The following is a 26504-nucleotide window of genomic DNA, read 5'->3' as shown; positions in this document are numbered from 1 at the left end:
GGAACTCATCACTCTCCGTAATCGTTGCCGGGGTATGAGGAGGCGTCACGAGGCGTCTGAGGCGTCATGAGGCGTCATGAGGCGTCACAACATGAGGCGTCACAAGGGGCACGCACGGGCACGCACGGGCAGGAGCGCCAGGTAAGCGCATGGGCGCGAACACACGGCACACGCACGGGCGCGGCGGAGGAACGGCGGGACGACGCGAGACAGGCGAACGGCCGGCCGACGCGAGGCGGAGGAACGGCGGGACGACGCGAGGCAGAGGAACGGCCGACGCGAGGCGGAGGAACGGCGGGACGAGGTGAGGAATGGCGGTCACCGGGCCCGCTGAACTGCTGGCCACCTGGGAAGCCGGGCTGGCCCAGCAGGCCGGCGGCCGGGCCCTGCTGCTGCACCGGGCGGCCCGCCCCGAGGCGGGCACCGACGCGCTGCTGTCGGTGCCGCTCGGGGAGCGGGCGGCCGATCTGTTCGCCCTGCGCCGGGCGCTGTTCGGCGACCGGATGCAGGTCAAGATCGACTGCGCTGATCCGGACTGCGGCGAGGCCATGGAGTTCGAGCTCGACGCCGGTGAGATGGGTGCCCGGCCGCGGGTGCCGGAGGGCGGGCTGCGGATCGAGGAGGGCGAGTGGGTGGTCCGGTTCCGGCTGCCCACCCCCGCCGACCTCGCCGCCGTCTCCGCTGCTGCGGTGGACGCGGAGGACGCCCGGCGGCTGTTGGGCGCCCGCTGTGCGCTCTCGGCTCTGCGGGGCGGACGGACGGCGACCGGCGAGGAGCCGGCCCGGCTGCCGGATCCGGTGCTGAAGCGCTTCGCCGAGGCGGCCGAGCAGGCGGATCCGGCGGCCGAGGTGGTGCTGAACATCGCCTGCCCGGAGTGCGGCGCGGCCACCCCGGCCGAGCTGGACATCGCCGCGTACCTGTGGACCGAACTGGACGCCTGGGCACGCGATGTGCTCCTGGACGTCCATCTGCTCGCCTCGGCCTACGGCTGGAGCGAGCCCCAGATCCTGGCGCTGAGCCCGCTGCGGCGCCGCTACTACCTGGAGCTGTGCGCAGATGCCTGACCTGGCTGACTACTTCGACCGGCTGCTGGCGCGACATGCGCCGATGCCTGGGGGCGTCGGGGGTGCCTTTCCGGAAGCGCCCGGCAGCGGCCGTACGGGCGGGGCGACGGACGGAGCCACGGGCGGGGCTACGGGCGGAGCCCGGCGCACGCTCGTACAGCCCCGGCTGCCGGGCCCGTTCGAGCGCGTGGAGGCGCTGCGTGGCGCGGCCGGGGACGGGGACGGGGACGAGCCGGCTCCGCTGTATCCGCAGGCGCCCCGGACGTCGTTGTTCGACGCGGAACAGGTCCGGTACGAGCGGGAGATCAGGACCACGGAGCGGCAGACCGTCATACGGACCGAGGCCCTGCGGCCGGACGCTTCCGACCTCGTCGAGCCGACGGTACGCCCCACGGCACCGCTGCTGCGGCCCGCGGCGGCGGTTGATCCCGGGCTGCGACCTGGCGTGGCCGAGACCGCACGGCCGCAGCGGTGGGTGGGGGCGGGGGCGTCCGGCGAGGACGGGGCCGTACGCCCGGTGGCGGCCACGCGGGCCCCACCGGGCAGCAACGCCGCTTCCCGCTCGCCGGTCCCGGCGCTGCGGCCGCGTACCGACGCGGTGCCGGCGGCCCGTAACACCGCGCGGGCCACGGCCGCCGGGCGGCGCGGACAGCGCGGCGCCGAGCGCGTGGTGCACGTACAGATCGGACGTCTTGAGGTCAGCGCGGCCGGTACGGAGCGCCCCGCGGCGGGCGGGCGGCCGCCGCGTACGGAGCGCCGGGAGCCGTCGCTGAGCCTCGCGGACTATCTGGCGCGCGGGGGGAGGACGAGTTGACGGTGACGGTGACAGCCACGGTGGCGGTGACAGTCACGGTGGCGGTGACAGTCACGGTGACGCCTACGAGGACTTGGTCAGCGCCGACTTCGGGGGGACGGGTTTCAGGGGGACGGAATTCAGGGGGACGGAATTCAGGGGGACGGGCTTCAGGGGGACGGGCTTCAGGGGGACGGGCTTCAGGGGGACGGATTTCATGAGCAATGCACTCGCCGTCGCAACGGTCACCCAGGCCCTTGCGCTGCTGATCGAGCACAATCTGCACCCCGAGATCGATATGGCCGTCTCGGTGGAGACCCGTAAGCCGCCGTCCGATCCGCCGACGGATCCGACGATCACGGTCTTCCTCTACCAGGTCACCCACAACCCCTCGATGCGCAACAACGACCTGGTCACCCGCGCCTCCGACGGCACGCTGCTGAAGCGGCCCGCGGCCGCGATCGACCTGCACTTCGTGATCAGCGCGTACGGCGAGGAGACCGAGCTGGTCGGGCAGCGGCTGATCGGCAGTGTGGTGCGCACCCTGCACGAAATCCCCGTGCTGCCAAGGGAGTTGATCGAGGAGGCGGCGCAGCGGCCGTATCTGGAGGGCAGCGATCTCGCCGAATCCCTGCAGAAGGTCCGCTTCACACCGACCCAGATGGACGTCGACGAGACCTCCAAGCTCTGGGGGATGCTCAACAACACGCCGTACTCCCTGTCGGTCGTCTACCAGGCGTCGCTGGTGCTGCTCGACGGCCACCAGAAGCCGGTTCCGGCCAAGCCGGTACAGAGGCCGGAGGTGAAGGTGCTGCCGTTCGGGGCGCCGGGGGCGCCGGAGCCGCCGGTGGTCGGGAGTGGCGCCGCGGATGCTGGCGATTCCGGCGAGGTGGGGACCGTCGAGAAGGCGGCCGTCGGGACCGGGACCGCCGAGGCGGCGGGGGTCGGGGCCGCAGGGACCGCCGGGACCGCCGGGACCGCAGGAGCCACCGACGCCAAGGCCTCCGGTGGTGGCGCGCGGGCGGCGAAGAAGGTGGCGGGTGGTGCGTCGACCGGGCACGGGGGCGGGAAGTCCGGTGCTACGTCCGCCCGTTCGCGTACCCGCAAGGCGACCGGAGGGGCCGCACGGGACGGTGGACGGGCCGGCGGACGGGACGGCGGACGGACCGGCACGGGCCATGGCGGTGGCGGCGGCACTGGCGGCGGCGGTGCTGACGCCGGCCCCAGCGGTGCGGACGGCGCCGAGAGTAAGGCCGACTCGGCCCGTCCGGACGACGGCAAGCAGAGCTGAGGCGCGGTGCGCGGAACGGGGGCGGAGAAGGACATGGGGAGCGGCGGCAGCGGGCAGCCGGGCACGACGGCATCCGTCGACGCGGACGGCAGCGCGCTGGCCGCGGCGGTGCGGTCCGTACTGGCACGCCTGGACGCCCATGCCGCACGCGCCCACCGGACGACAACGAGAGGCACCGGCGAGGCAGCACCCGACGCGGCGCCCGACGCAACTCCTGACCCGGGTCCTGACCGAACACCTGCCCCGGCTCCTGACGCAGCGCCCGACGCATCTTCCGACGCGCCGTCCGGCACAGACACAGGCACAGGCACAGGCGCAGACACCGACACACCCACCCTCGACGCGCTGACCGCCTGTTTCGGTCTCAGCCCCTTCGAGCGGGAGATCGTCCTGCTCGCCGCCGCGGCCGAGCTGGACCCGACCGCCGATGCCCGCTGCGCCGCCGCAAGCGGCGACCCCACGCGCACCTACCCCACGTTCTCTCTCGCCCTGGCAGCGCTCGGCGAACCGCACTGGAGCGCCCTCACGCCCGTCGCGCCTCTACGCCGCTGGCGCCTGATCGAACTCGACGACGAGACCCGGCTGACGACCACCCGGCTCCGCCTGGACGAGCGCATCCTGCACTTCCTGGTCGGCTCGCCGTACCTGGACGCCAGGCTGCACGGGCTGTTGCGCCGTACCACCGCTCCCGGCGGCCTGCCGCCCTCGTACGACGCGGCCGCGGACCGCGTCGCGGCGGGCTGGGCGGGCGCCGGCCCCGACGCGCCGCTCCGTGTCGAGCTGGTCGGCGGCGATCTGCGTACCCGCGCCGACGTCGCCGCCACCGCTGCCCACCGTTCGGGCCTCGGCCTGTACTCCATGGCCGCCGACGATGTTCCGGCCGATGCCGCCGAACGCGACCGTCTCGCCCGCCTCTGGCAGCGCGAGGCGATCCTCCTGCCCGCCGCCCTCCTCATCGAGGTCGGCGAGATGGACCGTGAGCAGCACGCCGCCGCGGACTCGTTCATCGCGGCCGCGGCCGTCCCGCTGGTCGTCTCCGCCCCGGAGCCGCGTCAGACCGGCCGGCCGCGCGGTGAGCGCGTCACCGTGCCGAAGCTGAGCGACGAGGAGCAGCTGGGTCTGTGGACGGCGGCTTTCGCGGATGTTCCCGAAGTGACGTGCCGTCATATTCAGTCCCTTGTGGCTCAGTTCCAGCTGCCTCCGCATGTCGTACGGTCCGCCGCCGCGACCGTACGCCGCGATCTGCCCGGCTCGGGCACCCTCGATGCCGCCGAGCTGGCCTGGCAGGCCGGTCTCACCGAGGCCCGGATGGGCCTGGACGAGCTGGGCCGCCGGATCGAGCCACGCGCCGGCTGGGGCGACCTCGTGCTCGCGGACCGGCAGTTGCGCATCCTCCAGGAGATCGTCGCGCATGTACGCCAGCGCGGCACCGTCTACCAGGACTGGGGTTTCGCCAAGGCGCTGCGCAGCGGTCTCGGCGTCACCGCGCTCTTCGCGGGCGGCTCGGGCACCGGCAAAACGCTGGCCGCCGAGGTCATGGCCAAGGAGCTCGGCCTCGATCTCTTCATCATCGATCTCTCCCAGGTCGTCAGCAAATACATCGGTGAGACCGAGAAGAATCTGAGCCGGGTCTTCGACGCGGCCGAACGTGGCGGCGCCCTGCTCCTCTTCGACGAGGCGGACGCCCTCTTCGGCAAGCGCAGCGAGGTCAAGGACAGCCACGACCGTTACGCGAATCTGGAGGTCAGCTACCTCCTGATGCGTATGGAGGCCTATCGCGGCCTGGCCGTCCTCACCACCAACATGAAGAAGGCCCTGGACTCCGCGTTCATGCGCCGTATCCGCTTCGTCGTCGATTTCCCCTTCCCGGGCGAGAAGGAGCGGGCGGAGATCTGGCGCCGGGTGCTGCCGTCCCAGGCGCCGATGAAGGGCATCGACCCGGCGCTGCTCGCCCAGCTCACCGTCGCCGGCGGTTCGATCCGCAACATCGCCCTCTCCGGTGCCTTCCTCGCCGCCGAGGAGGGCGACCGGCTGCAGATGCGCCACATGCTGGCAGCTGCGCGTACCGAATACCTCAAGCTGGAACGCTCCTTGGCGCCCTCGGAGGTCCACGGATGGGTGTGAACGAGGTCAGGAAGGCCGCTCGGGAGGCTGCGTCGGCGGGAGCGTCCGCGGCGGGACGCCCCGTGGACGAACCGCCGCGGTCCTTCCGTATCGACATCGGCGAGCTGGTCCTGGACGGTTTCGACAGCCGGGTGGACCCGGCCCGTGTCACGGCCGCGTTCGAAGCGGAGCTGGCCCGGCTCGTACGCGAGCGTGGGGTGCCGTTGGCGGCGGACGGGACGGGCGTGGCGCTGGACGGGCTCGCCGGGCTGCCGCCGCTGCCGGCGACCACTTCTGCCGTACGGCTGGGCGAGGCGCTGGCCCGCGCGGTGCACGCGGGACTCGCGGGACGGGGGGATGCGCGATGAGTACGGCACAGTCCTCGGCACAGGACAACCGGTCCTCCGCGAGCGAGCGACGGCGCAAGCGCAAGGAACGGTCCGCCAGGTCCCGTATCCCGGAGCCGAAGAACATCGTCAGCGGCGCCGGCCAGCCGCTCGACCTGAGCGTCCGCCGTGAGCTGGAGGAGCGGCTCGGCCACGACTTCAGCCAGGTCCGTCTGCACACCGACCGGGATTCCGGGCGGCTGGCGGAGATGATGGGCGCGGATGCCTTCGCCGTCGGCCAGGACATCTTCTTCCGCGAGGGCACGTACCGGCCGGGCACGGCGGACGGCCAACGCCTGCTCGCCCACGAGCTGTTGCACACGATCCAGAACCCGCACGGTCTGGGCGCGCTGCGGGCCGGCCGCGACCTGGGCTCGGTCAGCCTCCCGCAGGAGTCCATCGAGCGGGAGGCGGAGTCGGCGGCCCGGGCTTCCGTACTGGGCGCGTTACGGGATTCCGTACGTGTGGAGGAGCCGGCGGCGGAGATCGGGCCGGGGCAGGCGACTCCCGGCTGGCTGCGGTACGCGACGGTCGATGCCGGTCGTCGCCGGATGGAGCACCTGGACCCGGCCACGCTGGTGGACCGGCTCGCCAACGGCGTCCTGCGTTCGCTCCGCGGTGACCCGGAGGACCTTTCGGGCCGCGTGCGCCTGCAACTGGCGCGGCTGGCGCCGGAGGTGCAGGAGACCGTGCTGGACCGCCTGGAGGTACGGCTGTCCACTCCCGAGCTCGACCGGCTGCTGGAGCTGGTCGAGGAGATGGCGGAGGGGCCGCCGCCGCTGGAGTCGGCCACGGCTCCCGAGCCGGTCCCCGATGAGGCCGGGGCCATCGAGGAGGAGCGTGCGCGGGCGGCCGCCGCCGCTCGCGACAAGCGCAAGAGCGACGAGAAGGAGAGCGACGGCCGCCGGAAGCGGGCGCAGCAGCGCAAGGACGCGGACCCGGCGGGCGACGGTGGCCCGGAGCGGGGCGGGCAGTCGGCGTCCGGGGGCGCGGGGAAGGGCTCTTCGGCGGCGGTCTCCTCGGCAGCGGCCCCTTCGGCGGTGGCCGCGTCGACAGCGGCCGCGTCGGCGGCATCCGGGCAGTCGGCCGGCCGCGACAAGGAACAGGCCACCGCGCGGCAGCAGGAGCAGGCCGAAGCGAAGCAGCAGGACAAAGAGGCTGACCAGCAGGCCGCGCGGCAGGACGGGCAGAGCGCGGCCGACGGCCCGGAGGACAGCGCCGAGACCGGGCAGTCGGAGGACGGCGCGGGGGATGCGGAGTCGCAGGGCGCCGAGGGCGAGCGGGAGGACGGGGCCGGTCAGCAGAACGGCAGCGCCCCGGAGGCCCTGGACACGAGCATGGCGGAGCCCGGCGAGAAGGACCGGGCCGCCGGCGATCTCGACGGGCGGAGCGGCAAGGGGGATCCCGAGAACGAAGAGGACGCCGACGACGAGCCGTTGGGGCTCCAGGAGGAGTCCGGGGATCTCGACGAGGACGGCGGGCAGGGCGCGGAGGAGGGTGAGGGCCTCGGCGCGGAGGGCGAAGTGGACTCCGGCGCGACGGCCGGAGCCGACCAAGACGGGCTTTCCCAGGGTGACTTGGGCGGCTCGACCGCGTCGGGGGCGCAGCGGAGGGACCGGAACGACTCGGCGGCCGGCAAGGGGGAGGGCGCTTCCGGCGTGCTCGATTCCCCTGCTGAAAGGGACTCGTCGGACGCGGCCGTACGGGAGGCGGACGGCACGTCCGGAGGCGTGGGGGACGGGGGCGCGGGGGCCGGGGGCGCCTCCTCCGGGGAGGAGCAGGAGTCCGACGAGCGGCTCTCCCCGGACCTTCAGTCCGACAAGTCGATCGAGCAGGAGATCGGGCCCGAGCCGGAGGCGAGCGCGGACGACAGGGTCGGCGAGGAATCCGGCGAGGTATCCGGCGAGAAGGGCGCGGGCGCGGAGGACGCGGACGACGCCGAGGCGGAGAAGGAGCTGGCCGAGGAGCGCAAGGAGGATGCCGAGGCCAGGCGGCGGGACGAGGAGGCTCGTACCGCCGTGGCGGGTACGAGCGGGGCGGCGCCCGGGCTCGGTGGCGATACGGTCGCGCCGGGACGGCTTTCGAAGGCCGACGAGGACGCGCGCAAGCAGGCCGTCAGTACGTCTTCGGAGTCGTCGGCCTCGGGTTCCGGTTCGGGTTCGGGTTCGGGTTCGGGTTCGGCTTCAGGGTCGGGTTCGGCTTCCGGCGACACGAAGAGCGCGGACGGCTCCGGGGCCAAGGACACCGCTCCGTCCGGCGGGAGCGGCGCACACTCCGGCTCCGGTACGGGTGCCAGTACGGCAGCCGGCAGCGGATCCGGTACGGAAACGGGCCCGACGGCCGGCTCGGCCGCCGGTGGGAGCGAGGAGCGGGCGGCGAGCGGCACGGCCTCGTCCGGGAGCGAGAAGCCCAAGGACGACCCGTCGGACGGCGCGGCCGCGGCGGCGAAGGACACCACCGGGCCGAAGGGCACCTCCGGGCCGAGGGGCGCCACCGAGGGCAAGGACGCCCCCGAGGCACCGGCCGCCGCCGAAACGAAGGACGTCACCGAGGGGAAGGGGCCCGCGACCACGCCGGGCTCGGACACCGGCCCGGAGAGGGTCTCCGCGACCGGCCCCGCGAACGCGCCGAAGCTCGCGCCGGGCAAGGGGGCGGGCGGCTCCGCGGCGGCCGTGGCGCATGCCGCCGGCGGCGCTCCCAAGGCGGAGCAGTCCGCGAAGCCCGGGCCGGGCAAGCCCACCGCACGGCCGAAGGCGGGGGCCACGCCCCGGCAGCGTCAGGTGGCGAGGCAGGCGGCCAAGAACGTCCGGCGCGGTGGAGGTGGCGGAGGCGGGGGCGGCGGCCGTACCGCTCCGGCGCCCGCACGAGGTGGCCGCGGTGGCGGTGGCGGCGCGGCGTCCGGCGCGGCGAAGCCGAAGAAGGACGCTCCGGCGCCCGATGTCTCCAAGAGCACGCCCGAGGCGGGGCTGGCGGCGGTGTCGCGGCTCAAGCCGTACCAGATGCTGGAGACGTTCAAGGGCGTCGACGGGGCGGTGGGCAACTCGGTCGGCAAGGAGCGTACGGCGCTGCGCAAGGGGCCGCCGAAGATGGCGCGTCCGACCGGCTCGCCGAGGACGGTGCCGGGCGGTCCCACACCCGCCGCTCCGGGGACGTACACCCATGCCAAGGTCGCCCGTACCGACGCGGCCAAGGGCAAGACGCCCGACATCAACGGCGAGCAGCGGCCGGAGGGGGAGCCGCCCGGCGCCGATGTGGAGGAGCCGAGCTGGTGGGACATCCTCATGGCGATCGGCGGTGCGCTGCTCAAGAAGATCTTCCCGTTCGACGACCTGATCGACTCGATCATGGATCTGCCGACCTCGGACGAGGGTCTCAAGGGCAATCGGGTGGGCGACGCTCCCGGGGTGCCGCTCCAGGACGATTCCGATCCGCAGCGTACGGACGAGCAGGCGCAGAAGCTCGACGAACGGAAGAGCGAGCTGCATCGGTCCGGCCGTGAGGACGCCGGGCGGCCGATGGGCGAGGACCAGATCTATCCGGATGTTCCGCCGGAGACCCTGACCGGCAAGGTTCGCGGGGGCGGCGGGAAGAAGGCCGGGCAGAAGGGCGGCGGGGCGGGCAAGGGGCCCGGTGGCGGTGTGCCGATCGAGTCGGCCTCTGCCGTGGCCGAGCACGATCACGGTCCGGAGATCCAGGCGGGCTTCGCGCAGGGCCAGAAGAAGATGGGCGAGGAGCGCAAGGCCAAGGATCAGCGGGCGAAGGACGACAGGCAGCAGCATGACCAGGACCTGAAGCGCGAGGTCGACGCCAGCGGCAAGAAGCAGGCGGGCGAGCGTGCGAAGGGCCAGTCCGAGATCGCCGATTCCCGCGACAAGTGGCGCAAGGAGCAGGACGACAAGGTCGCGGAGATCGACGACAAGAAGGGCACGAAGTACGACAAGGTCCGTAAGGACGTCAACGACAAGCAGGAGCAGACCGACAAGGACGTCGACAAGCGCACCGAGGACGACAACAAGAAGATCGACGGTGAGCATGCCGGCGCGCAGAAGGACGCGGAGCAGAAGCAGGAGGACAAGAAGAAGGAGGCCGAGAAGGGGGACGGCGGGTTCCTCGACGAGCTGAAGCAGTGGTGGGAGAACCTCAAGAACGACATCAAGAAGTTCTTCGAGCGGGCGCGTAAGGCTGTCACCGATCTCATCGACAAGTTCAAGCGCGAGGTCTTTCAGCTCATCGACGACGTGCGCAACTGGGTCGTCCAGCAGATCAACGATTTCGCCGACGCGCTGATCGCCTTCGGTGACGAAATGCTCGCCGACTATCCGGCGATGCGTGACAAGTGGCGCAACACCATCAACGCCGGCCGCGATTACGCCGTACGGAAGGTGAATGAGGCCGCGGACGCGCTGAAGGACGTCGCGGGAAAGCTGCTCGACGGGCTGTGCAGCGCCCTCACCGCGGGGCTGGACCTGCTGGAGGGCGGGCTGCTGGCGGCCGTCGATGTCGCGGAGAACGTCACGGTCAAGGCGGTGGAGGTCGGGCAGGCGGTGGTCTCGGCCCTCGGCGAGTGGGCCGCCATCTTCAACGACATCGTCTCCGATCCGGGCGGCTGGATCGACAAGGCGGGCTCCGCGGCGCATACGGGTGCGAAGGATTATCTGTTCGACGAGGTCAAGTCGGCGGTCAAGGAGTGGTTCAACCAGAAGGTCCAGGAGATTACCGGACTTGCCCCGGAGGATTTCCAGGCGTTGATCGAGGGCAACGTCAGCGTCGAAGAGATGGGCAAAATGGCCTGGGACGCCGCGGTCCCTCAACTGCCTCTCATCATCGGTGAATTGGTCATCGAAAAGGTGGTCGCCAAGCTGATCCCCGGGGCCGGCTGGGTCATGGCGATCATCGACGCGTTGAAGACCGCATGGGACACGCTCAGCGAAATCCTGGCCGCCTTCGGTCTCTTCATGGACTTCTTGAAGGCCGTCAAGAGCGGAAACGCGGCACGGCCCTTCGCCAAAGCAGTCGCGGCCGGCGTCGTGGCCCTCCTGGAGCTGATCTACCAGGCCCTGATCGACGGCCTCAACAAGTACATGGGCAAGGTGACCAGCAAGCTCGGCGAAATGCTCAAGAACATCCGCGGCAAGCGGCGGCCGGGCGGGCACGGCGGCCCGGGCGAACCCGGGGCACCCGGCCAGAACGGCCGGCCCGGCCAGGCCAACACGCCTGATCGGTCCGGCGGGCCCGGCCACCCCGACAGCCCCGCCCACGCGGACAAGCCGGGCCCCACGGCCGACAAACCCGGCCCCACCGACAAGCCCGACCAGCGCCCCGCCCCACGCAAGCCTTCACCGGACAAGACCTCCCGCCCGGAAACGGGCCCCCGCCCGGGGAAGCACCCCTCCCCCGAAAAGAAGCCGCACCCCGCCCACCGGCCCACGCCCAAGTCGAAGAAGAAGCCCGACGCGCACGAACGCCGCGACGACGGCAACGAGGTCAACGCGGCCCGCCGCCGAGCACGTGCCGCAAAGGACAAACTCCGCCGCGACGACAAGACCGGCCCCACCAAGCCCCGTCGCGGCCCGGCCCGCGACACCCTCCGCAAGAACAACCGCCCGGACAAGGACAAGTCCAAGGACCCCCTCCACAAGAAGGACCCCAACAAGCCCGACCTCAAGAAACCGGACCGCACCAAGGACAAAAAGAACGGCCCCAAGAAGCATCCCCGCCGCCCCGAATCCCGCACCCGCCGCAAACTCCGCCGCGCCCGCCAAACCATCAAGTCGGCCCTGTCCAGGGCCCGCCGCGCCGCCCGCCGCCTCCTCGGCAAGGGCCGCAAACTCACCCACAAACTCAACAACCGGGCCCACCGCCTCAGGAACCGCTGGCGCCACCAGCGGGACCGCTTGCGCCGCAACCACGACCGCAGGCGCGACAGCCAGCGCGACAAGGGGAAGGACGACCCTTATAAGTACGACATGCCGAAGGTGCGTTTCCGCCAAGAGAATGGCGAAGTACATACGCTCATGTACCGCGGCCGCGGAAGCAACGCCGGCCTCGTGGTACGCAGCGACCCGGCAGCAATTCGCGAATACCTGGATACCTGGCGGGAGGACATTAAATCCATCCTGGACACTCCGAACGGCAGGAATCAGGCCGCATTTATTGAGCAAGCCGAAGATGCCCTCAGGCTCGTGAAAGAAGAACAGCGAGAGCTGCCTCCGATAGGCGCAACGGAGAGGAGCATCACCTCGAGGCAGAGGGCTGCCCATGTGAGGCTACGCAGGCAGCTGAACAGGCTTGCGGAAATGCTCGCGCAGCGGGAAAAGGACCCCAAGCCTCCCCTGCTCAATACGTTCATTCCTAATTTTGACGACGGAGTGCGCGGCAGCAGCTTCGAGGCGACCGGAATCAACAAGAATCCCCCCAAGGGAGAAATATCGACCAAGGCAAAGCCTGGAAACCCGCTCGGCTGGGACACGCTGCCGCCCGTACCTACAAGGTGGGTGCGAATGCACCTCTTGACGGAGAAGCTTGGTGGCCCGGCCAGGGGAGCCAACCTGGTTCCAGCGCCTGGACCTGAGGTCAACACCAAATTCCACTATCGACTGGAGGGACCCGCCTATAACGCCGTGGCAGTAACAAAGTCGGAGGACATGATCTGGTACAAGGTTGACGTATCTTTCCACTCCAACAATCCTGCGGACCAGAACTATCCCTACCCCAAGTCCATCAGCATGAAATGGGGAGGGTACGACGTAAAGAACAGGAGGTGGGTGAAGAAGCCCACGCGTATGTCCTACGAGCGCGACAACATTGAAATCCCAGGGCATGGCGACACCAGATTCAACATAAACGGGCGAAGCCCCGCACGAATTCGCGACAAATTCAATGTCACCGAAACTTTCGCCAAGGCAGTGGTTCTGCAGTCACCTTTCCGGAATTTCCGCACCCTCAGGCTGAAGATGACGAAGTACAAGCGAGGTCTCCCTTCGAACCAGATGAGGGACTTTACTGTCGACATACAGAAGCTCGAGGCCAGGCAGAACGAACTTCGATACAACTAGAAGACGGAGGATTCTATGTCACCGTTGAGTGACTACGAAAAGCGCTACCTAGCCATGCTCGACGAGCTCACAAACTCTCCCGACGTTCAGGTCTACTACGAGGAGAGGGGCCCCGTTGAGGAAGAGGTCGGAGACGCCCAGGAAGCATTCGAGTTGATTGCCGATGAGCAAGGAATCTTCCTGGACCCGTCGCTGCATCGTACCTTTCTCCGCTTTGAAGAGCTCTCTTGCCACTGGGGGGTGGAGCGCGGCGATGCGTACTTGACCGGCGAATTTTCGCTCTACCACCTCGCCGCAGCGATGCTCACAGTTGGCGTGGATCTGGCAACGGACGACACCCCCGAAGGGGAAAGCACCCTCTACTCGGAACTACGTCTCTTCGATGACCACCCGCGAGGCGGGGGAGACACGATGGCAGCCCTACGCATCCATCCCGGGATGACATCCCCCGAGGTGTGGTATTACCACGGCACTCGCGGCGTATTCAAGTTGGATTTGAATTACAGCGAGTATCTCGATGCGCTACTGACCACCAAAGGAACCTACGGATGGCAGTACCTCTTCGCCGACGTTTCAATGCGCGACGTTGACTTCCAAGGCCCGGCGGAAAACATTCAAAACATGCTCCAAATTTTCCCGGAGATCTTCCCTGATCACGACTACGAGCCTTTCCGGGTGCGGCTGGCTGAACGCCTCCGCTAGAAAGGGAAACCGATGACCCGGCCACTCTCCAGGAGTCCCAGAAAGGCACGGTGCTCATGACCCGCTACGCCGACATCCCCAAGCCCATCCGATCCGGCCTAGTCATCGTCGATCCCGAGCGGGGGACGCCGCAGCGCATCATCGTCCTTCAGTTCAATCCGGACACGCTGGAGCGCTCGGTCGCGCCGCAAGCCGCCGGTGGGGAAGGGGACAGCGGTGGGGGCGGGAGCGGTGGGGACCGGAACGAGGCGTTGCGGCTCAAGGGGCCGGCGCAGGAGACATGGAAGTTCACCGCGGAGATCGATGCCACCGATCAGTTGGATGTGGCTGCGCCGCATGGGATTCATCCGCAGTTGGCGGTGCTGGAGATGTTGGTTCAGCCCACCACGGCGCAGTTGAGGGCCGCGTCGCATCTCAGCAAGAAGGGGACGATTGAGATCAGTCCCATCGAGACGCCGCTCACGCTCTTCACTTGGGGCAGTAAGCGGGTCATGCCGGTTCGGCTGACCGAGTTGTCGGTGAATGAGTCGGCGTTCGATGTGAATCTCAATCCGATTCGGGCTTCGCTCAGTGTCGGGATGAAGGTGCTGACGGTGAGTGATCTGCCGGCCGGGCATCGGGGGGCGGAGTTGTATTTGGCGCATCTGGCGCAGAAGGAGCAGTTGGCGCGGGCCGCGCAGGGTGGGAGTTTTGCGCAGTTGGGGCTCGGGAGGGGGATCTGAGGCGTGATCGAGCCGTATGAGCGGGCGTTGGACGAGGTGCCGGGGGCGCATCCGTATGCGCGGAGCAGTCGGTACAGCGGGGTGGAGATCGGGGTGTACCGGGCTCCTGATGGCACTGAAGTGCGGTATGCCAAGCGGAGGTTGTTGCCGGCGCTCGCCGATGCGGCCGAGGAGACCGTGTCGCATGTCGTGCGGAGTGGGGAGCGGGCGGATCAGCTCGGGCAGCGGTACTTCGGGGATCCGGGGCAGTGGTGGCAGATTGCTGATGCCAATCCGATTCTCGATCCGCGGGAGTTGACGGATGAGCCGGGTGAGGAGATAGCCGTTCCGCTGGCGGGTGGGTTCGCGGGTGGGACGGTCGGGACGGGGGTGCGGAATGGGTGATGACCAGCCCGTTGGGCGGGGGCCTATTCATGTGTCGTTGTACATGGGGCCGAAGTTGGCCAGGCCGGTGCCGCCCGAAGTGACCGAGGCGTTGCTGTCGGCGCAGATTACCAGTACGGCGGGTGAGCGGAGCGGGTTTCAGCTGGCTTTTGACCTCACGAAGAAGGGCGCCATTGTTCAGCGGTTGCTGCCGGAGGGGTTCTTCGATCCCAAGACGCGGGTGATTGTGACCGTGGCGATCAGGGGGACGGCGGCGGTGCTGCTGGATGGGTTGATCGTTCGGCAGGAGGTGGGGGCCAGTAATCAGCCCGGGCAGACGACGCTCACCATTACGGGAGAAGATCTGACGCTGTTGATGGATCTGGAGGAGCGGACCGACCGGTATCCCAACCTCGCTCCTTCGCAGCGGGTCGAGCGGATTCTGGGGAAGTACGCGGACTACGGGATCGATGCGCGGATCATTCGGGAGCAGGTGCCGCAGCCGCCTCGGGAGCAGTTGCGGGTCGACTACCAGACGGGTACTGATCTGCAGTATGTGAATGAGTTGGCGAGGGCGAATGGGTACACCTTTTACCTCGATCCTGGGCCGGTGCCGGGGCGGTCGACGGCGTTTTGGGGGCCGGAGCAGCGGTTGGGGCAGCGGCAGCATGCGCTGAATGTGAATATGGATGTGAACTCGACGGTGGATCAGTTGACGTTCGCGTATGACGGGACGGCACGGGAAGAGCCGCAGGCGAGGGTTCAGGACCCTGTGACGCGGCGGGCGCCGCTGCTTGCTCAGCCCGATATCAGTCCGTTGCGGCCGCCGCTGGGGCTGAGGGGATCACCGGCACTCAAGCGGAAGACGCTGAGCGGGACGGCCAAGAAGGATGAGGCGCTGGCCAAGGCTGAGGCGTTGGGGAGGGCGGCGACGTCCGCGGACGCCATCTCCGGGTCGGGGCAGTTGGATGTCAATCGGCACGGATATGTGCTGCGGCCGCGGGAGTTGGTCGGGGTGCGGGGGGCCGGGGTGACGTACGACGGCGATTACTACGTGAAGAGCGTGACGACCAATCTGAGGCCGGGTTCGTATCAGCAGAATTTCACGCTCTCGCGCGAGGGACTCATTGCGCGCAGCGGCACCGTACGTCCGTAGCAGCACTCAGCAGATCCAGGACGCCCAGTAGTTCCAGGACACTCAGCAGATCCAGGAGACGTGGAGAAATGGCCGGCGCATCGAACAACCGCTTTCTCGGCAAGTTCCGGGGCCGGGTGGCGGCGAATGACGATCCGATGGGGATCGGGCGGCTCAGAGTCGAGGTTCCGGATGTGCTGGGGGAGGAGACCTCCACTTGGGCTTTGCCGTGTTTTCCGTTCACGGGAGAACGGGCGGGGCAGGTTGTCGTGCCGTCGGTCGGGGCGGGTGTGTGGGTGGAGTTCGAGCAGGGGGATCCCAGTTTCCCGGTGTGGACCGGGTGTTGGTACGGGCGGCGGGATGAGTTGCCGGAGGATGCGCAGGTGGATCCGGCGATTTCGCATCCTGTTGTTGTGCAGACGCCCGGGAAGCACAAGTTGGTGATGTCCGATGTGCCGACGAACGGGATTTTGCTGGAGGCGCCCGGCGGTGCGTACGTGAAGATCGATGCGACGGGTGTGCATATCAATAATGGGCATGGCGCTTCGATTTCTTTGGTCGGGGATCAAGTCGATATCAATGAGGGCCGGTTGACCGTGCCCAAGAAGCGATAGGGCATGCGGGGGGAGCGAGTGACGTGGTGACCGGAATGGCTGGGACGGCCGGGAATCTGGTGCACGGTGGCGCGCTGATCAGTTGCCCGCACGGGGGCCGTGCGGTGGCCACCACCGCCTCCGGCGCCGGCGTGCGGATCGACGGCGCGCCGGTGGCCACCGCAGCGGACCTCTTCACGGTCAGCGGGTGTACGCACATGGTCGGAGGCCGTCCGCAGCCGTGCACCAGCGTGCGCTGGACGCCGGCCGCCGGCGGCGGTGCCGTACGGGTCGATGGTGTGCCGGTGCTGCTGGACACCACGGCGGCCATGTGTTTCAGCGCCGGGCTGGTGCCGCAGGGCCCGCCGGTCGTGGCGTCCGTCCACCAGGGCCGTCAGGGCCACCAGGGGGTGTCCAGCCGATGAGGGCTGCCAGGAAAGTACGTACCGAGATCGCGTTTCCGTTCCGTGTCGACCGGCGGGGGCGGACCGCGCATGCGGATCACGACGACCATGTGCGGGATCTGATCGAGCAGTTGCTGTTCACCAGTCCTGGCGAGCGGGTGATGCGGCCGGATTTCGGGTGTGGGCTGCTGGATCTGGTCTTCACGCCGAACAGTCCGGAGCTGGCGTCGGCGGTGGAGCTGTCGGTGCAGGCGTCGTTGCAGCGCTGGCTGGGGGACCTGATCGAGGTCGAGTCCCTGGATGTGGTGAGCGAGGACAACGTCGTACGGGTGTATCTGCGCTATGTGGTGCGCTCCACCGCGAGCCGGCGCGATGAAGTGTTCGAGGGGCGGGGCGAGGCATGAGTGAACAGCACGTCGCGACGGCGGAGTTGGTGTGCCGTACGGACAGCCGGCGTGGCCGGGTCAGGGCGGCGCGGCTCAATGGCGTCGATGCGGTCGAGGTGGCCGATGACGGGGTGACGCTGACCGTCACCTTTCTCGGGAAGGCGCCGCACGGGCTGTGCCCGGAGAACATTCGGATCGACGGCGGGCGGCGGATCACCGGTATCGAGGCGATGGAGGTCTCCGTCGAACGGGAGGAGGATCCCGAGCTCGACGACCGGCTGCATGTCGTTGTGGACCGGGCCGGGGACATCTCGCGGTATCGGCTGTCGGTGGTCGGGACGGATGCGTACGGGCGGCCCGGTACCGAGCCGTACGAGGGGTTCGACCAGCGGTATTTCAGCGCGGAGTTCTCCTTTCGGCCCGACTGTCCCAGCCCCTTCGACTGCGTGGACGAGGAGGCCGGTCGGGCCGAGGACTGCCCGGACACCTTCCGGCCCGCCCCGGTCACCGACTACACCGCGCGTGACTACGACACACTGCGCCGGCTGGTCCTGGACCGGCTGCGGCTGACGACCCCCGACTGGGTCGAGCGCAACCCCGCCGACCTGGGGATGACGCTGGTCGAGCTGCTGGCGTACACCGCGGACCAGATCAGTTATCAGCAGGATGCGGTCGCCACGGAGGCGTATCTCGACACGGCCCGGCGCCGGGTGTCCGTACGGCGCCATGTGCGGCTGATCGACTATCCGATGCACGACGGGTGCAGTGCTCGCGCCTTCGTGTCCGTCGAGGCGGTCGAAGAACTGACGTTGCTGCCGGGCGAGTTCCGCTTCGCGGCGGTCGATGTGCGGACGTTCGGGCCGCGCGACCGGCCGGAGACCGGGATCGTCCTCGACGACCGCGATCTGGCCGTGCTCGACGAGCGGGGCTCGGTCGAGGTCTTCGAGCCGGTCGCCGACGTGCCGCTCCGGCTGCGCCCGGAGCACAACGCGATCCGGATGTGGACCTGGGGCGACGAGGTGTGTGCGCTGCCGAAGGGGGCGACGGGTGCGACGCTGCGGGACGAGTGGGCGGATGAGGAGTGCCAGGCGCGTGCTCTCCGCCTCTCCCCCGGTGACCTGCTGCTGTTCGAGGAGGTCAAGGGGCCCCGTACGGGTACGCCCGGCGACCAGGACCCGGCCCACCGGCAGACGGTCCGGCTGATGTCCGTCACTCCGGCCGTCGATCAGCTCGACAACCAACCGGTACTGGAGGTCACCTGGGCGCCGGAGGACGCGCTCACCTTCCCGCTGTGCCTGTCGACGCGCGGCGGTACGGATTGCCGGCCGGTCGAGGACGTGAGTGTGGCGCGCGGCAATGTCCTGCTGGTGGATCACGGGCGGTCGCTGACCTTCGGGTCCGCGGCGCGGGAGAGCACCCCGGAGACCGTGACCGTCCCTCCGGTACCCGCCGTCCTGGGCTCCTGCGAGCCGCCCGCCTTCGGCTGCGGCGACCACAAGGACGGTGGCAACGCGACCGCGCGGGTCATCAACGCCCTTCTGGAGAAGACCCGTTGCCACCAGGCCCTCACCCCCGACGACATCCGTGAGCTGTTCACCGTGGTCGGCGAGGAGGCGACCGTACGCGCCGGGCTCGGCCTGGAGCTGGCCGGACAGCGCCGCGAACAGGTGGTCCCCGGCACCGCGTACGCCCAGGCCGAGGCGCTGCGTACGCTGCTGGCGCAGTCCGTCTATCCGGGTATCCGGCCGCGCTTCCGCCCCGTACTGAGCCGCTCCCCCGTCGCCCAGACCGTGCCCTTCCCCCGGCCCGCCCAGGTGTCCGCGGGCCAGGCCGGCCGGCTGGCGGGCATTCCCGAGCGGGTCCGGGCGCGGCTGGTGGAGCTGTGGCGCAGCGCCCGCGATCACGACGGGCTGGCCGACGAAGAGATCGCCGAGCTGACGGTGGTCTTCGGCCTCAAGGTCCTGGAACGGCTGGAGCTGCGCCGGCACCCGGTACGGGCGCTGCGTGAGCTGCTGCACCGCGGTGACCGGCTGCTGGACGCCAAGCTGCGCCGTCTGGAGGTGCTGAGCGCACGGGCCCGCGCGGGCACGGTACTGGACGGGCGGATCGCCTGGGAGATCGCGCACAGCTGGGGTCCGGCGTACGCGGCGGGGCTGCATCCGGACGATCCGGTGCTGCACGGCCCGGCCGCCACCCTGCTGCCCGATCCGCGCGCCGCGCTCCCCGCCGTACGCATCCAGGAAGAAGACGGCGAGCGGGAGTGGCTCCCCCGCCGCGATCTGCTCGCCAGCGGCCCCCGCGACCGTCACTTCGTCGGGGAGCTGGAGGACGACGGACGGATCGCGCTGCGCTTCGGCGACGGACGCCACGGCGCCCGGCCCACCCCCGGCAGCCGCTGGGAACTCCACTACCGCCTGGGCGGCGGTACGGCGGGCAACGTCGGTGCCGAGGCGATCAACCATCTTGTGCTCAGCCGCGGTCCACAGCAGTCGGACGCCGGTGACCCGATGCCGGTGGCGGGCGTACGCAACCCGCTCCCCGCGACCGGCGGCACCGAGCCGGAGCCCGTCGAGCAGGTGCGGCAGCTCGCGCCGCTCGACCTCAGGCGGACCCGTCTGCGGGCGGTGACCGCCGCGGACTACGCGGAGCTGGCGTCCGCGCTGCCGGGCGTGCAGCGGGCGGCGGCCGAGATCCGCTGGACGGGCAGCATCCAGGAGGCGCATGTCGCCATCGACGCGGCGTGCAGCGGTGAGCCCACGCCCCAGCTGCTGGACTCCGTCGCGTACGCGCTGGAGAGGTACCGCCGGATCGGGCACGACCTGGTCGTCGAGCCGGCCCGTGCGGTGCCGCTCGACATCGAGATCGAGGTCTGTGCCGCGCCGGGACATCAACAGGGCCGGATCCTGGCCGAGTTGACCCGGGTGCTCGGCAGTCGGCGGCTGTCCGGCGGCCGTCTCGGCTTCTTTCATCCGGACGCGCTGACCTTCGGCGAGCCGGTGCGGCTGAGCCGCCTCACCGCGGTGGCCGCGGCCGTGCCGGGTGTGCGGAGCGTGCGGGTCACCCGGCTGCGACGGCTTTTTCATCAGGAACACAGGGACAACAGAGCACTGGAGGACGGTGTGCTGCGGCTCGGCCCGCTGGAGATCGCCGTGTGCGACAACGACCCGGAGCGGCCCGAGAACGGCCGGCTGGTCATCGAAATCGGAGCGCCCGGGGGTGCGCGATGACTGCTTCCACCTGCGGCTGCGGCTGCGGCGGGGACAGGAGCGGCAGCGATGAGCGCCGCGCCCCGGACGCCCTGTACAACCCGCCGGGCCGTACGGCCCTGAACTACCGCGTGGGCGACTACGGCTCGTTCCTGGCGGGGATGCTGGACCGGCTCGCGTCGCCGGCCTACCCGGCGCTGCGCGGTCTGACCGTGGGGGTCCCCCCGCGCGAGCGAAGCCGAGCGTGGGGGAGGACCGCCGACGACCCGGCGATCGGGCTGCTGGACGCCTGGGCGGTGCTCGGTGACGTACTGACGTTCCACGGCGAGCGGATCGCGGACGAGGGCTATCTGCGGACGGCCAACGAGCACCGGTCGTTGGCGCTGTTGGGGCGGCTGGTCGGGCACCGGCCGCGGCCGGGTGTGGCCGCCGACACCCACCTCGCGTACACCTTGGACCGCGACCCCCGCGCCGAGGATCTGCCGGTGGTGATCCCGCGGGGGGCGCGCAGCCACAGTGTGCCGGCGGCCACCGGCGAGGAGTCACAGACCTTCGAGACCGATGAGGACCTGACCGCGCGCTGGGCCTGGAACGAGCTGGCGGTACGGCGCCGGCGGCCGGCGCTGCTGACCGCGGACGATCTGACGACGCGCCCGGAGCTGCTGGTCGCGGGCACCCATACGGCGCTGACGGTCGGCGACAGGCTGCTGTTCGACTTCGGGGCGGAGCGGGTGCTGCTGCCGGTCGCCAAGGTGCGGCTGGACCGGGCGGAAGATGTCACCGGGCTGGGGCTGCCGCGGTCGGCGCCGCCGTCGCTGAAGGAGCTGGTGGCGGAGTTGCGGGAGTGGATCACGGAGCCGGAGGACGCCGGTGACCCCGATGATCCGGACCATCCCGGGCACCCCACGCCTCAGACGCCCAACCCCCGTCCGGTCAGCAGGTTCATCGCGGACTTCGATGTGCAGGTGCTGGCGCCGCTGCGCAAGGACCTGGACGGCATCACCACGCCGGAGCAGTTCGTAGGGCGGCTGGCCGGGCCGCACGAGCGGCTGGCGGAGGCGCAGGCGGTGGCCGCCGGGTACGAGGAGGTGGCCGCCTGGTTCGAGCAGCTGGAGGCGGTGGTCGGCGAGCTGGCGGCGCGGGCCGGCGAGCTGTCGGGCGAGGTGACGGACGGGGCCCCGGCGGACGGATCGGAGGGATCAGGCGGCTCAGCCGGCGGCCGGACGGCCCCGGCGGACTCCGCCCAACCGGCCCGCGGCACAAGCCCCGACCGGCCCCAACCGCCCGCCGCCCTCTCCGCGTTGGCCTCCGTCCTGCCCGCTCTGCGGACCCGTGTCGTCCGCCCGCCGTCCGGCGCCCGGGCGCTCGCGGGCGAGCCGGGGCGGCTCTTCGGGACCGGCTCGGAGCTGGGTGCGCAGCTGCTGTCCGCGCTGGATCCGCGGGTGTCCGACGGGCTGTACCCGGCGTGGCGGCAGGCCGCGCCGGCCCCGTCCGGCGCTTCGGCCGGCGGCGGGCCCACCCCGCCGCTCCTCCGTGCCGTGATGGCGATGCGGGTCACCGCCGCTCCGTTCGGTGCGACCGCGCCGCTCAAGCCCGTACAGGACGAGCGCGGCCGGGTGATCAGGACGGCGGACTGGCCGCTCACCGGCGCCGCGCTGACCAGTATGCGGATCGTCTTCGACACCGCGGGCAAGGTGCCGGTGCGGGCGGAGTTCCAGCACATCGAGACCGGGAGTTCGGACCAGCGCAGCGAGAATCTGCCCGCCGATCTCCCCTTCGCCCTCGGGCCCGGACGGGTCGAACTGCACACCCGTACGGGCCAGGACCACGATCTGGGCTGGCTGGGCCGTCGTCCGGCCGATTCGCAGCAGCCGGGGGTCACCGCGCGGCTGCTGGCCGGGCTGCCGGAGCGCACGCTGTTCGTGTCCCGGCCGGGCGAGGACGGCACGCTCCATATCGCGGTGGACAACGGCACTCCGCTGTCGTGGGATCTGGGGCCGGGGCAGCACAAGCAGGTCACCCATGGCGAGTACGAGATCACCGTGAAGGTCGCGTCCGGTGGGGAGCCGCCGAGCGTGGAGATCGGTATCGCGACGGTGCCGAAGCCCGCCGACCGGCGCTCGCTGCCGCTGGACGGGGTGTACGACGGGATCACGGTCGGCAGCTGGGTCGCCATCGAGCGGCCCCGCAAGGGCAAGGACCCGGAGAAGGACCCCGACGGCATCCCGGGCGAGCGCAAGCTCGCGTTCGTCACCACCCGGGTGACGGCCGTCCGCACCGCCGTCTTCACGCACTACGGGATCACCGGCCGCGGCACCGTGCTCACCCTCGCCGACCCGTGGCTGGACGAGCACGATGTGGTGCTCTCCGCGATCCGGGACGCGACGGTGCATGCGGCGGGCGAGGTGCTGCGGCAGGCGGACGATCCGGTGGGTGAGGACGTCCATGGCGATGAGATCGAACTCGCCGAGCTGTACGACGGGTTGCGGCCCGGCCGGTATCTCGTGGTGTCGGGCGAGCGGACCGACATCCCGGGTGCGGCGGGGGTGCGGGGCACGGAGCTGGCGGTGATCGCGGGTGTCGAGCAGACCCTGGATCCGGATCTGCCCGGCGACCGGGTACACACCACGCTCACGCTCACCACCGGCCTGACCCACCGCTATCTGCGGGACTCGGTCCGTATCCAGGGCAATGTGGTGCCCGCGAGCCACGGTGAGAGCCGGGACGAGCCGATCGGCAGCGGCGATGCCGCACGCGCCCATCAGCGGTTCGCGCTCTGGCAGTCGCCGCTGACCTGGCTGCCCGCGGACAATCCTCTGGGCGCCACGCCCGAGCTGGAGATTCGTGTCGACGGACTCCTCTGGCACGCGGTCGACAGTCTGGCCGGGCGCGGGCCGCACGAGCGGGTGTATGTGACCGGGACGGCGGATGGAGGCCGTACGACGGTGACGTTCGGCGACGGGGTGCACGGCGCCCGGCTGCCGACCGGCCATGACAACGTACGGGCCCGCTACCGCTTCGGCACCGGGCGGGCCGCGAATGTCGCGGCGAACCGGATCACCCAGGCGGTCTCCCGGCCGCTCGGTGTGACCGGGGTGACCAATCCGCAGCCCGCGAGCGGCGGTGCGGACGCCGACGGTCCCGGGCTGACCCGGCGCACCGTCCCGCTGTCGGTCTCCGCGCTGGACCGGCTGGTCTCCCTCGCGGACTACGAGGACTTCGCCCGTTCCCGGGCCGGTATCGGCCGGGCGTCGGCGCGCGAACTCTTCGACGGGCGGCGGAAGGTGCTGCATGTGACGGTGGCGGGGGTGGACGACATCCCGATCGCGCCGGACGCCGAGGTGCTGCGGGCGCTGCGGGCCTCGCTCGCCGAGTACGGCGATGCCCGGCTGCCGGTGCGGGTGGACGTACGCGAGCCGGTGCTGCTGCTGCTCATGGCGAAGGTGAAGGTGGCGCCGGATCATGCGTGGTCGCTGGTCGAGCCGCGGGTGCGGCAGGCGCTGATGGCCGAACTCGGCTATGACGGGCGGGAGTTGGGGCAACCGGCGCAACTGTCGGAGGTGCTGGCCACGGCTCAGTCGGTGCCCGGTGTGGACCATGTGGACGTGGATGCCTTCACCGGCGTCCCGGCCTCCGTGACGCCCGCCGAACTCGCCGGTCTGGGCGATGAGTTCGCCGGTCCGCCGCGGACCTCGGTGCCGGCCCGGCTCGCCACGTACGACGAGCGGATCCATGAGGTGACGGCACAAGGCGGCGAAACCCTCACCGCCGTCGCCGGCCACTACGGCATCTCCCTCGCCGAACTCCTCCGTCTCAACCCCGACATCACCGACACCCGGCCGCTGGCGAGAGGCCGCGCGGTCTGTGTCTTCCGCGGTATCCGGCCGGCCCAGCTCACGCTGTTCTCGCCGCAGGTCGCGGACACGCTGATCCTCACGGAGGTGACCCGATGAACACGACCAGGGAGCCGGACGGGCTCGCGGAGCTGCTTCCGCAGTGGCACCGGTTGCGCGACGCGGAGGGCGGTGAGCCCCTGCGGGCGCTGCTGGCCGTGATCGCCGAGCAGGTGGACCGGGTGCGCGACGGGGTCGCCCAGCAGTACGACGACTGGTTCGTGGAGAGCGCCGCCGAGTGGGTGCTGCCCTATATCGGCGACCTGGTGGGCTACCGTCCGCTGCCCGGCTACGAGCGGGTGCTGGCGACCGGGCTGCGGGACGGCGGGCTGCCGGACTCCTCGCGGCGGCGGCTGGCCGAGGCGCTGGCGCCGCGCCGCGATGTGGCGGCGACGGTCGGCAACCGGCGGCGCAAGGGCACGTTGGCGCTGCTGGAGGAGCTGTCCGAGGGGGTGGCGGGCTGGCCGGCGCGGGCGGTGGAGTTCTCCCGGCTGGTCGCGCATCAGCAGCCGGTGAAGCTGTACGGGTCGGGCACCGGGGCCGCCAATGAGCGGCGGCGCGGGCGCGGGCGGCTGGTGGACGTACGGGAGGGGGCGGCGCTGGATCTGGCGGGCGGGCCGTTCGGTACGGTGGCCCGCTCGGTCGATGTGCGGCGGGTCGACTCCCGCCGTAAGCAGGGTGGTTGTACGCCGGCCGGGGTCGGGCTGTTCGTGTGGCGGCTGAAGCCGTACTCGGTGACCCGGGCGCCCGCGTACTGCGTCGACCGGGCCCGTAATCTCTACACCTTCTCGATTCTGGGCAACGACACGGCGCTGGTGACCCGCCCGGAGCCGGAGCCGTCCGCGACGCATATCGCCACCCTCGACAATGTGCCGGCCGCGATCCGCCGCCGGCAGCTGCACGACCGGCTCGCGGACTACTACGGGCCGGGCAAGAGCTTCACCATCCGGCGCGACGGCCATGACACCCCCGTACCGCTGTCCGACATCGTCGTCGCGGACCTCGGCGACTGGCGCTACCGGCCCAAGCGCGGGCAGATCGCGGTCGACCCGGAGCTGGGCCGGATGGCGTTCGGGGCGCGCTCGGCGCCGCGGCAGGGCGTATGGGTGGACTACCACTACGGGTTCGGGGACGACCTGGGCGGCGGTGAGTATCTGCGGGAGGACCGGGCGGACCGCGAGGGCCGCGCGACCCCTCCCGACAGCTCCGTCTACCGGGTCGGGCCGGGCCGGCCCTTCCAGCGGATCATGGACGCCTACGGGGCGTGGCAGCACGACCGGCGGGCCGGGCGCTGCGGCCCCGACGGCATCATCGAGATCACCCACAGCGGCGCCTACCAGGAGCAGCTGGACTTCGATCTGGACCCGGGCGACCGGCTGGAGCTGCGCGCCGCCGAGGGCACCCGGCCCGTCATCCGACTGCTCGACTGGTACAGCAACCGGCCGGACGCACTCAACATCCGTGCCAGGGAGGGTGATTGCGCGCCGGGTGAGCGTCCGCGGATGGTGCTGGACGGGCTGCTGGTCACCGGCCGCGGTCTCAATGTCACCGGGCCGATGGGCGCGCTGGTGCTGCGGCACTGCACGCTGGTGCCGGGCTGGTCGCTGGAGCCGGAGTGCGATCCGCACTCCCCCGAGGAGTCGAGCCTGGTGCTGGACCGCACCACGGCCTGTGTCGAGATCGACCGCAGCATTCTGGGCACGATCGAGGTGATCGGCGACGAGGTGGGCACCGATCCGCTGCCGATCCATCTGCGCGACAGCATCCTGGACGCCACGGGGTCGGACCGCGAGGCGCTGTCCGCGCCGGACTGCCGGCATGCGCATGCGGTGCTGTACGCGCACCGCACCACGGTCATCGGCGAGGTGCATACGCACGCCGTGCAGCTCGCCGAGAACAGCATCTTCACCGGGCGGATGCGGGTGGCCCGGCGTGGGGTGGGCTGTCTGCGGTTCAGTTACGTACCCCCGGGGTCGCGCACCCCGCGCCGCCACCGCTGCCAGCCGGACCTGGTCGGCCCACAGGACGCCGCGCGGGTGCGGCCGCTGCTGCGCGGCGAGCGCTACGGGACGCCGTGGTACGGGCAGTTGGCGGCCGGCTGCGGTGGGGGTGCCCCCGGTTCGTCCAGGGCCGGGGAAGAGATCCGGCGTGGCGCGGAGGACGGCGCCGAGATGGGCGCGTACCACGACCTCTATCAGCCGCAGCGCGAGGACAGCCTGCGGGCCCGGCTGGCGGAGTACACGCCGGCGGGGAGCGATGCGGGGATCGTGTTCGTGACGTGAACCCTCTGCGCGTTCGTGACGTGAACCGTCCGCCCGTTCGTGACGTGAACCGTCCGCCCGTTCGTGACGTGAACCGTCCGCCCGTTCCGACCACCGACCTTCTGAGCATCCCGTACGAGGGGGACC

At 70.7% G+C, this 26504-nt stretch carries 16 protein-coding genes; all 16 read left to right on the top strand.

What is annotated here, in order from left to right; genetic code table 11:
- Nucleotides 1-311: 311 nt before the first annotated feature.
- The 16 genes from KI385_RS27790 (at nt 312) to KI385_RS27715 (ending at nt 26378) form a co-directional block, all read left to right on the top strand.
- Nucleotides 312-1064, top strand: coding sequence for a hypothetical protein (locus tag KI385_RS27790; protein WP_238574899.1), 753 nt, complete (start codon nt 312-314; stop codon nt 1062-1064).
- On the top strand, nt 1057-1878 hold the full coding sequence (locus tag KI385_RS27785) for a hypothetical protein (RefSeq protein WP_238574898.1): 822 nt from the start codon (nt 1057-1059) through the stop codon (nt 1876-1878). The genes KI385_RS27790 and KI385_RS27785 overlap by 8 nt, the downstream gene beginning before the upstream one ends.
- A gap of 196 nt (nt 1879-2074) precedes the next feature.
- A complete protein-coding gene (locus tag KI385_RS27780) occupies nt 2075-3148 on the top strand; it encodes a Pvc16 family protein (RefSeq protein ID WP_238574897.1) in 1074 nt (357 codons plus the stop codon).
- Between the two features lie 33 nt (nt 3149-3181).
- The gene (locus tag KI385_RS27775) at nt 3182-5272 is read left to right on the top strand and encodes an ATP-binding protein (protein ID WP_238577867.1); all 2091 of its coding nucleotides are present in this window, start codon (nt 3182-3184) and stop codon (nt 5270-5272) included.
- Between the two features lie 62 nt (nt 5273-5334).
- Nucleotides 5335-5619: a hypothetical protein gene (locus KI385_RS27770; protein WP_238574896.1), complete on the top strand. Its 285-nt coding sequence runs from the start codon at nt 5335-5337 to the stop codon at nt 5617-5619.
- Nucleotides 5616-12692: an eCIS core domain-containing protein gene (locus KI385_RS27765; protein WP_238574895.1), complete on the top strand. Its 7077-nt coding sequence runs from the start codon at nt 5616-5618 to the stop codon at nt 12690-12692. Before KI385_RS27770 ends, KI385_RS27765 begins: the two co-directional genes overlap by 4 nt.
- A gap of 24 nt (nt 12693-12716) precedes the next feature.
- Nucleotides 12717-13394 carry a hypothetical protein gene (locus KI385_RS27760; protein WP_238574894.1) on the top strand — a complete coding sequence of 226 codons (678 nt, stop codon included), beginning with the start codon at nt 12717-12719 and terminating at the stop codon, nt 13392-13394.
- A gap of 56 nt (nt 13395-13450) precedes the next feature.
- Complete coding sequence (locus KI385_RS27755; RefSeq protein ID WP_238574893.1) at nt 13451-14116, top strand: hypothetical protein; 666 nt, start codon at nt 13451-13453, stop codon at nt 14114-14116.
- A gap of 3 nt (nt 14117-14119) precedes the next feature.
- Nucleotides 14120-14500 (top strand): LysM peptidoglycan-binding domain-containing protein, encoded by a 381-nt coding sequence (locus KI385_RS27750; RefSeq protein WP_238574892.1) that lies wholly within the window; start codon nt 14120-14122, stop codon nt 14498-14500.
- Complete coding sequence (locus KI385_RS27745; RefSeq protein WP_238574891.1) at nt 14493-15635, top strand: hypothetical protein; 1143 nt, start codon at nt 14493-14495, stop codon at nt 15633-15635. Before KI385_RS27750 ends, KI385_RS27745 begins: the two co-directional genes overlap by 8 nt.
- Nucleotides 15636-15703: 68 nt before the next feature.
- Nucleotides 15704-16228 carry a phage baseplate assembly protein V gene (locus KI385_RS27740; RefSeq protein WP_128509562.1) on the top strand — a complete coding sequence of 175 codons (525 nt, stop codon included), beginning with the start codon at nt 15704-15706 and terminating at the stop codon, nt 16226-16228.
- A 35-nt stretch (nt 16229-16263) separates the two neighbouring features.
- Entirely contained in the window at nt 16264-16632 is a 369-nt protein-coding gene (locus tag KI385_RS27735) for a hypothetical protein (RefSeq protein WP_128509563.1), read from the top strand.
- Nucleotides 16629-17015: a GPW/gp25 family protein gene (locus tag KI385_RS27730; protein WP_128509564.1), complete on the top strand. Its 387-nt coding sequence runs from the start codon at nt 16629-16631 to the stop codon at nt 17013-17015. Before KI385_RS27735 ends, KI385_RS27730 begins: the two co-directional genes overlap by 4 nt.
- Entirely contained in the window at nt 17012-20224 is a 3213-nt protein-coding gene (locus KI385_RS27725) for a putative baseplate assembly protein (RefSeq protein WP_238574890.1), read from the top strand. The genes KI385_RS27730 and KI385_RS27725 overlap by 4 nt, the downstream gene beginning before the upstream one ends.
- Nucleotides 20221-24156, top strand: a complete 3936-nt coding sequence (locus tag KI385_RS27720) for a putative baseplate assembly protein (RefSeq protein ID WP_238574889.1) — start codon at nt 20221-20223, stop codon at nt 24154-24156. Before KI385_RS27725 ends, KI385_RS27720 begins: the two co-directional genes overlap by 4 nt.
- A complete protein-coding gene (locus KI385_RS27715; RefSeq protein ID WP_238574888.1) occupies nt 24153-26378 on the top strand; it encodes a hypothetical protein in 2226 nt (741 codons plus the stop codon). Before KI385_RS27720 ends, KI385_RS27715 begins: the two co-directional genes overlap by 4 nt.
- Nucleotides 26379-26504: the final 126 nt, after the last annotated feature.

The sequence above is a fragment of the Streptomyces inhibens genome (assembly GCF_022221585.1).
Taxonomy (GTDB): Bacteria; Actinomycetota; Actinomycetes; order Streptomycetales; family Streptomycetaceae; genus Streptomyces; species Streptomyces inhibens.
Note: the sequence above shows the minus strand (reverse complement) of the source record. Positions and strands in the feature narration are given on the sequence as shown.

Bases quoted from the DNA above. Each gene is read 5' to 3' on its own strand.
- KI385_RS27790 (WP_238574899.1), top strand. From the start codon at position 312: ATGGCGGTCACCGGGCCCGCTGAACTGCTGGCCACCTGGGAAGCCGGG.
- KI385_RS27785 (WP_238574898.1), top strand. From the start codon at position 1,057: ATGCCTGACCTGGCTGACTACTTCGACCGGCTGCTGGCGCGACATGCG.
- KI385_RS27780 (WP_238574897.1), top strand. From the start codon at position 2,075: ATGAGCAATGCACTCGCCGTCGCAACGGTCACCCAGGCCCTTGCGCTG.
- KI385_RS27775 (WP_238577867.1), top strand. From the start codon at position 3,182: ATGGGGAGCGGCGGCAGCGGGCAGCCGGGCACGACGGCATCCGTCGAC.
- KI385_RS27765 (WP_238574895.1), top strand. From the start codon at position 5,616: ATGAGTACGGCACAGTCCTCGGCACAGGACAACCGGTCCTCCGCGAGC.
- KI385_RS27755 (WP_238574893.1), top strand. From the start codon at position 13,451: ATGACCCGCTACGCCGACATCCCCAAGCCCATCCGATCCGGCCTAGTC.
- KI385_RS27745 (WP_238574891.1), top strand. From the start codon at position 14,493: ATGGGTGATGACCAGCCCGTTGGGCGGGGGCCTATTCATGTGTCGTTG.
- KI385_RS27740 (WP_128509562.1), top strand. From the start codon at position 15,704: ATGGCCGGCGCATCGAACAACCGCTTTCTCGGCAAGTTCCGGGGCCGG.
- KI385_RS27735 (WP_128509563.1), top strand. From the start codon at position 16,264: ATGGCTGGGACGGCCGGGAATCTGGTGCACGGTGGCGCGCTGATCAGT.
- KI385_RS27730 (WP_128509564.1), top strand. From the start codon at position 16,629: ATGAGGGCTGCCAGGAAAGTACGTACCGAGATCGCGTTTCCGTTCCGT.
- KI385_RS27725 (WP_238574890.1), top strand. From the start codon at position 17,012: ATGAGTGAACAGCACGTCGCGACGGCGGAGTTGGTGTGCCGTACGGAC.
- KI385_RS27720 (WP_238574889.1), top strand. From the start codon at position 20,221: ATGACTGCTTCCACCTGCGGCTGCGGCTGCGGCGGGGACAGGAGCGGC.
- KI385_RS27715 (WP_238574888.1), top strand. From the start codon at position 24,153: ATGAACACGACCAGGGAGCCGGACGGGCTCGCGGAGCTGCTTCCGCAG.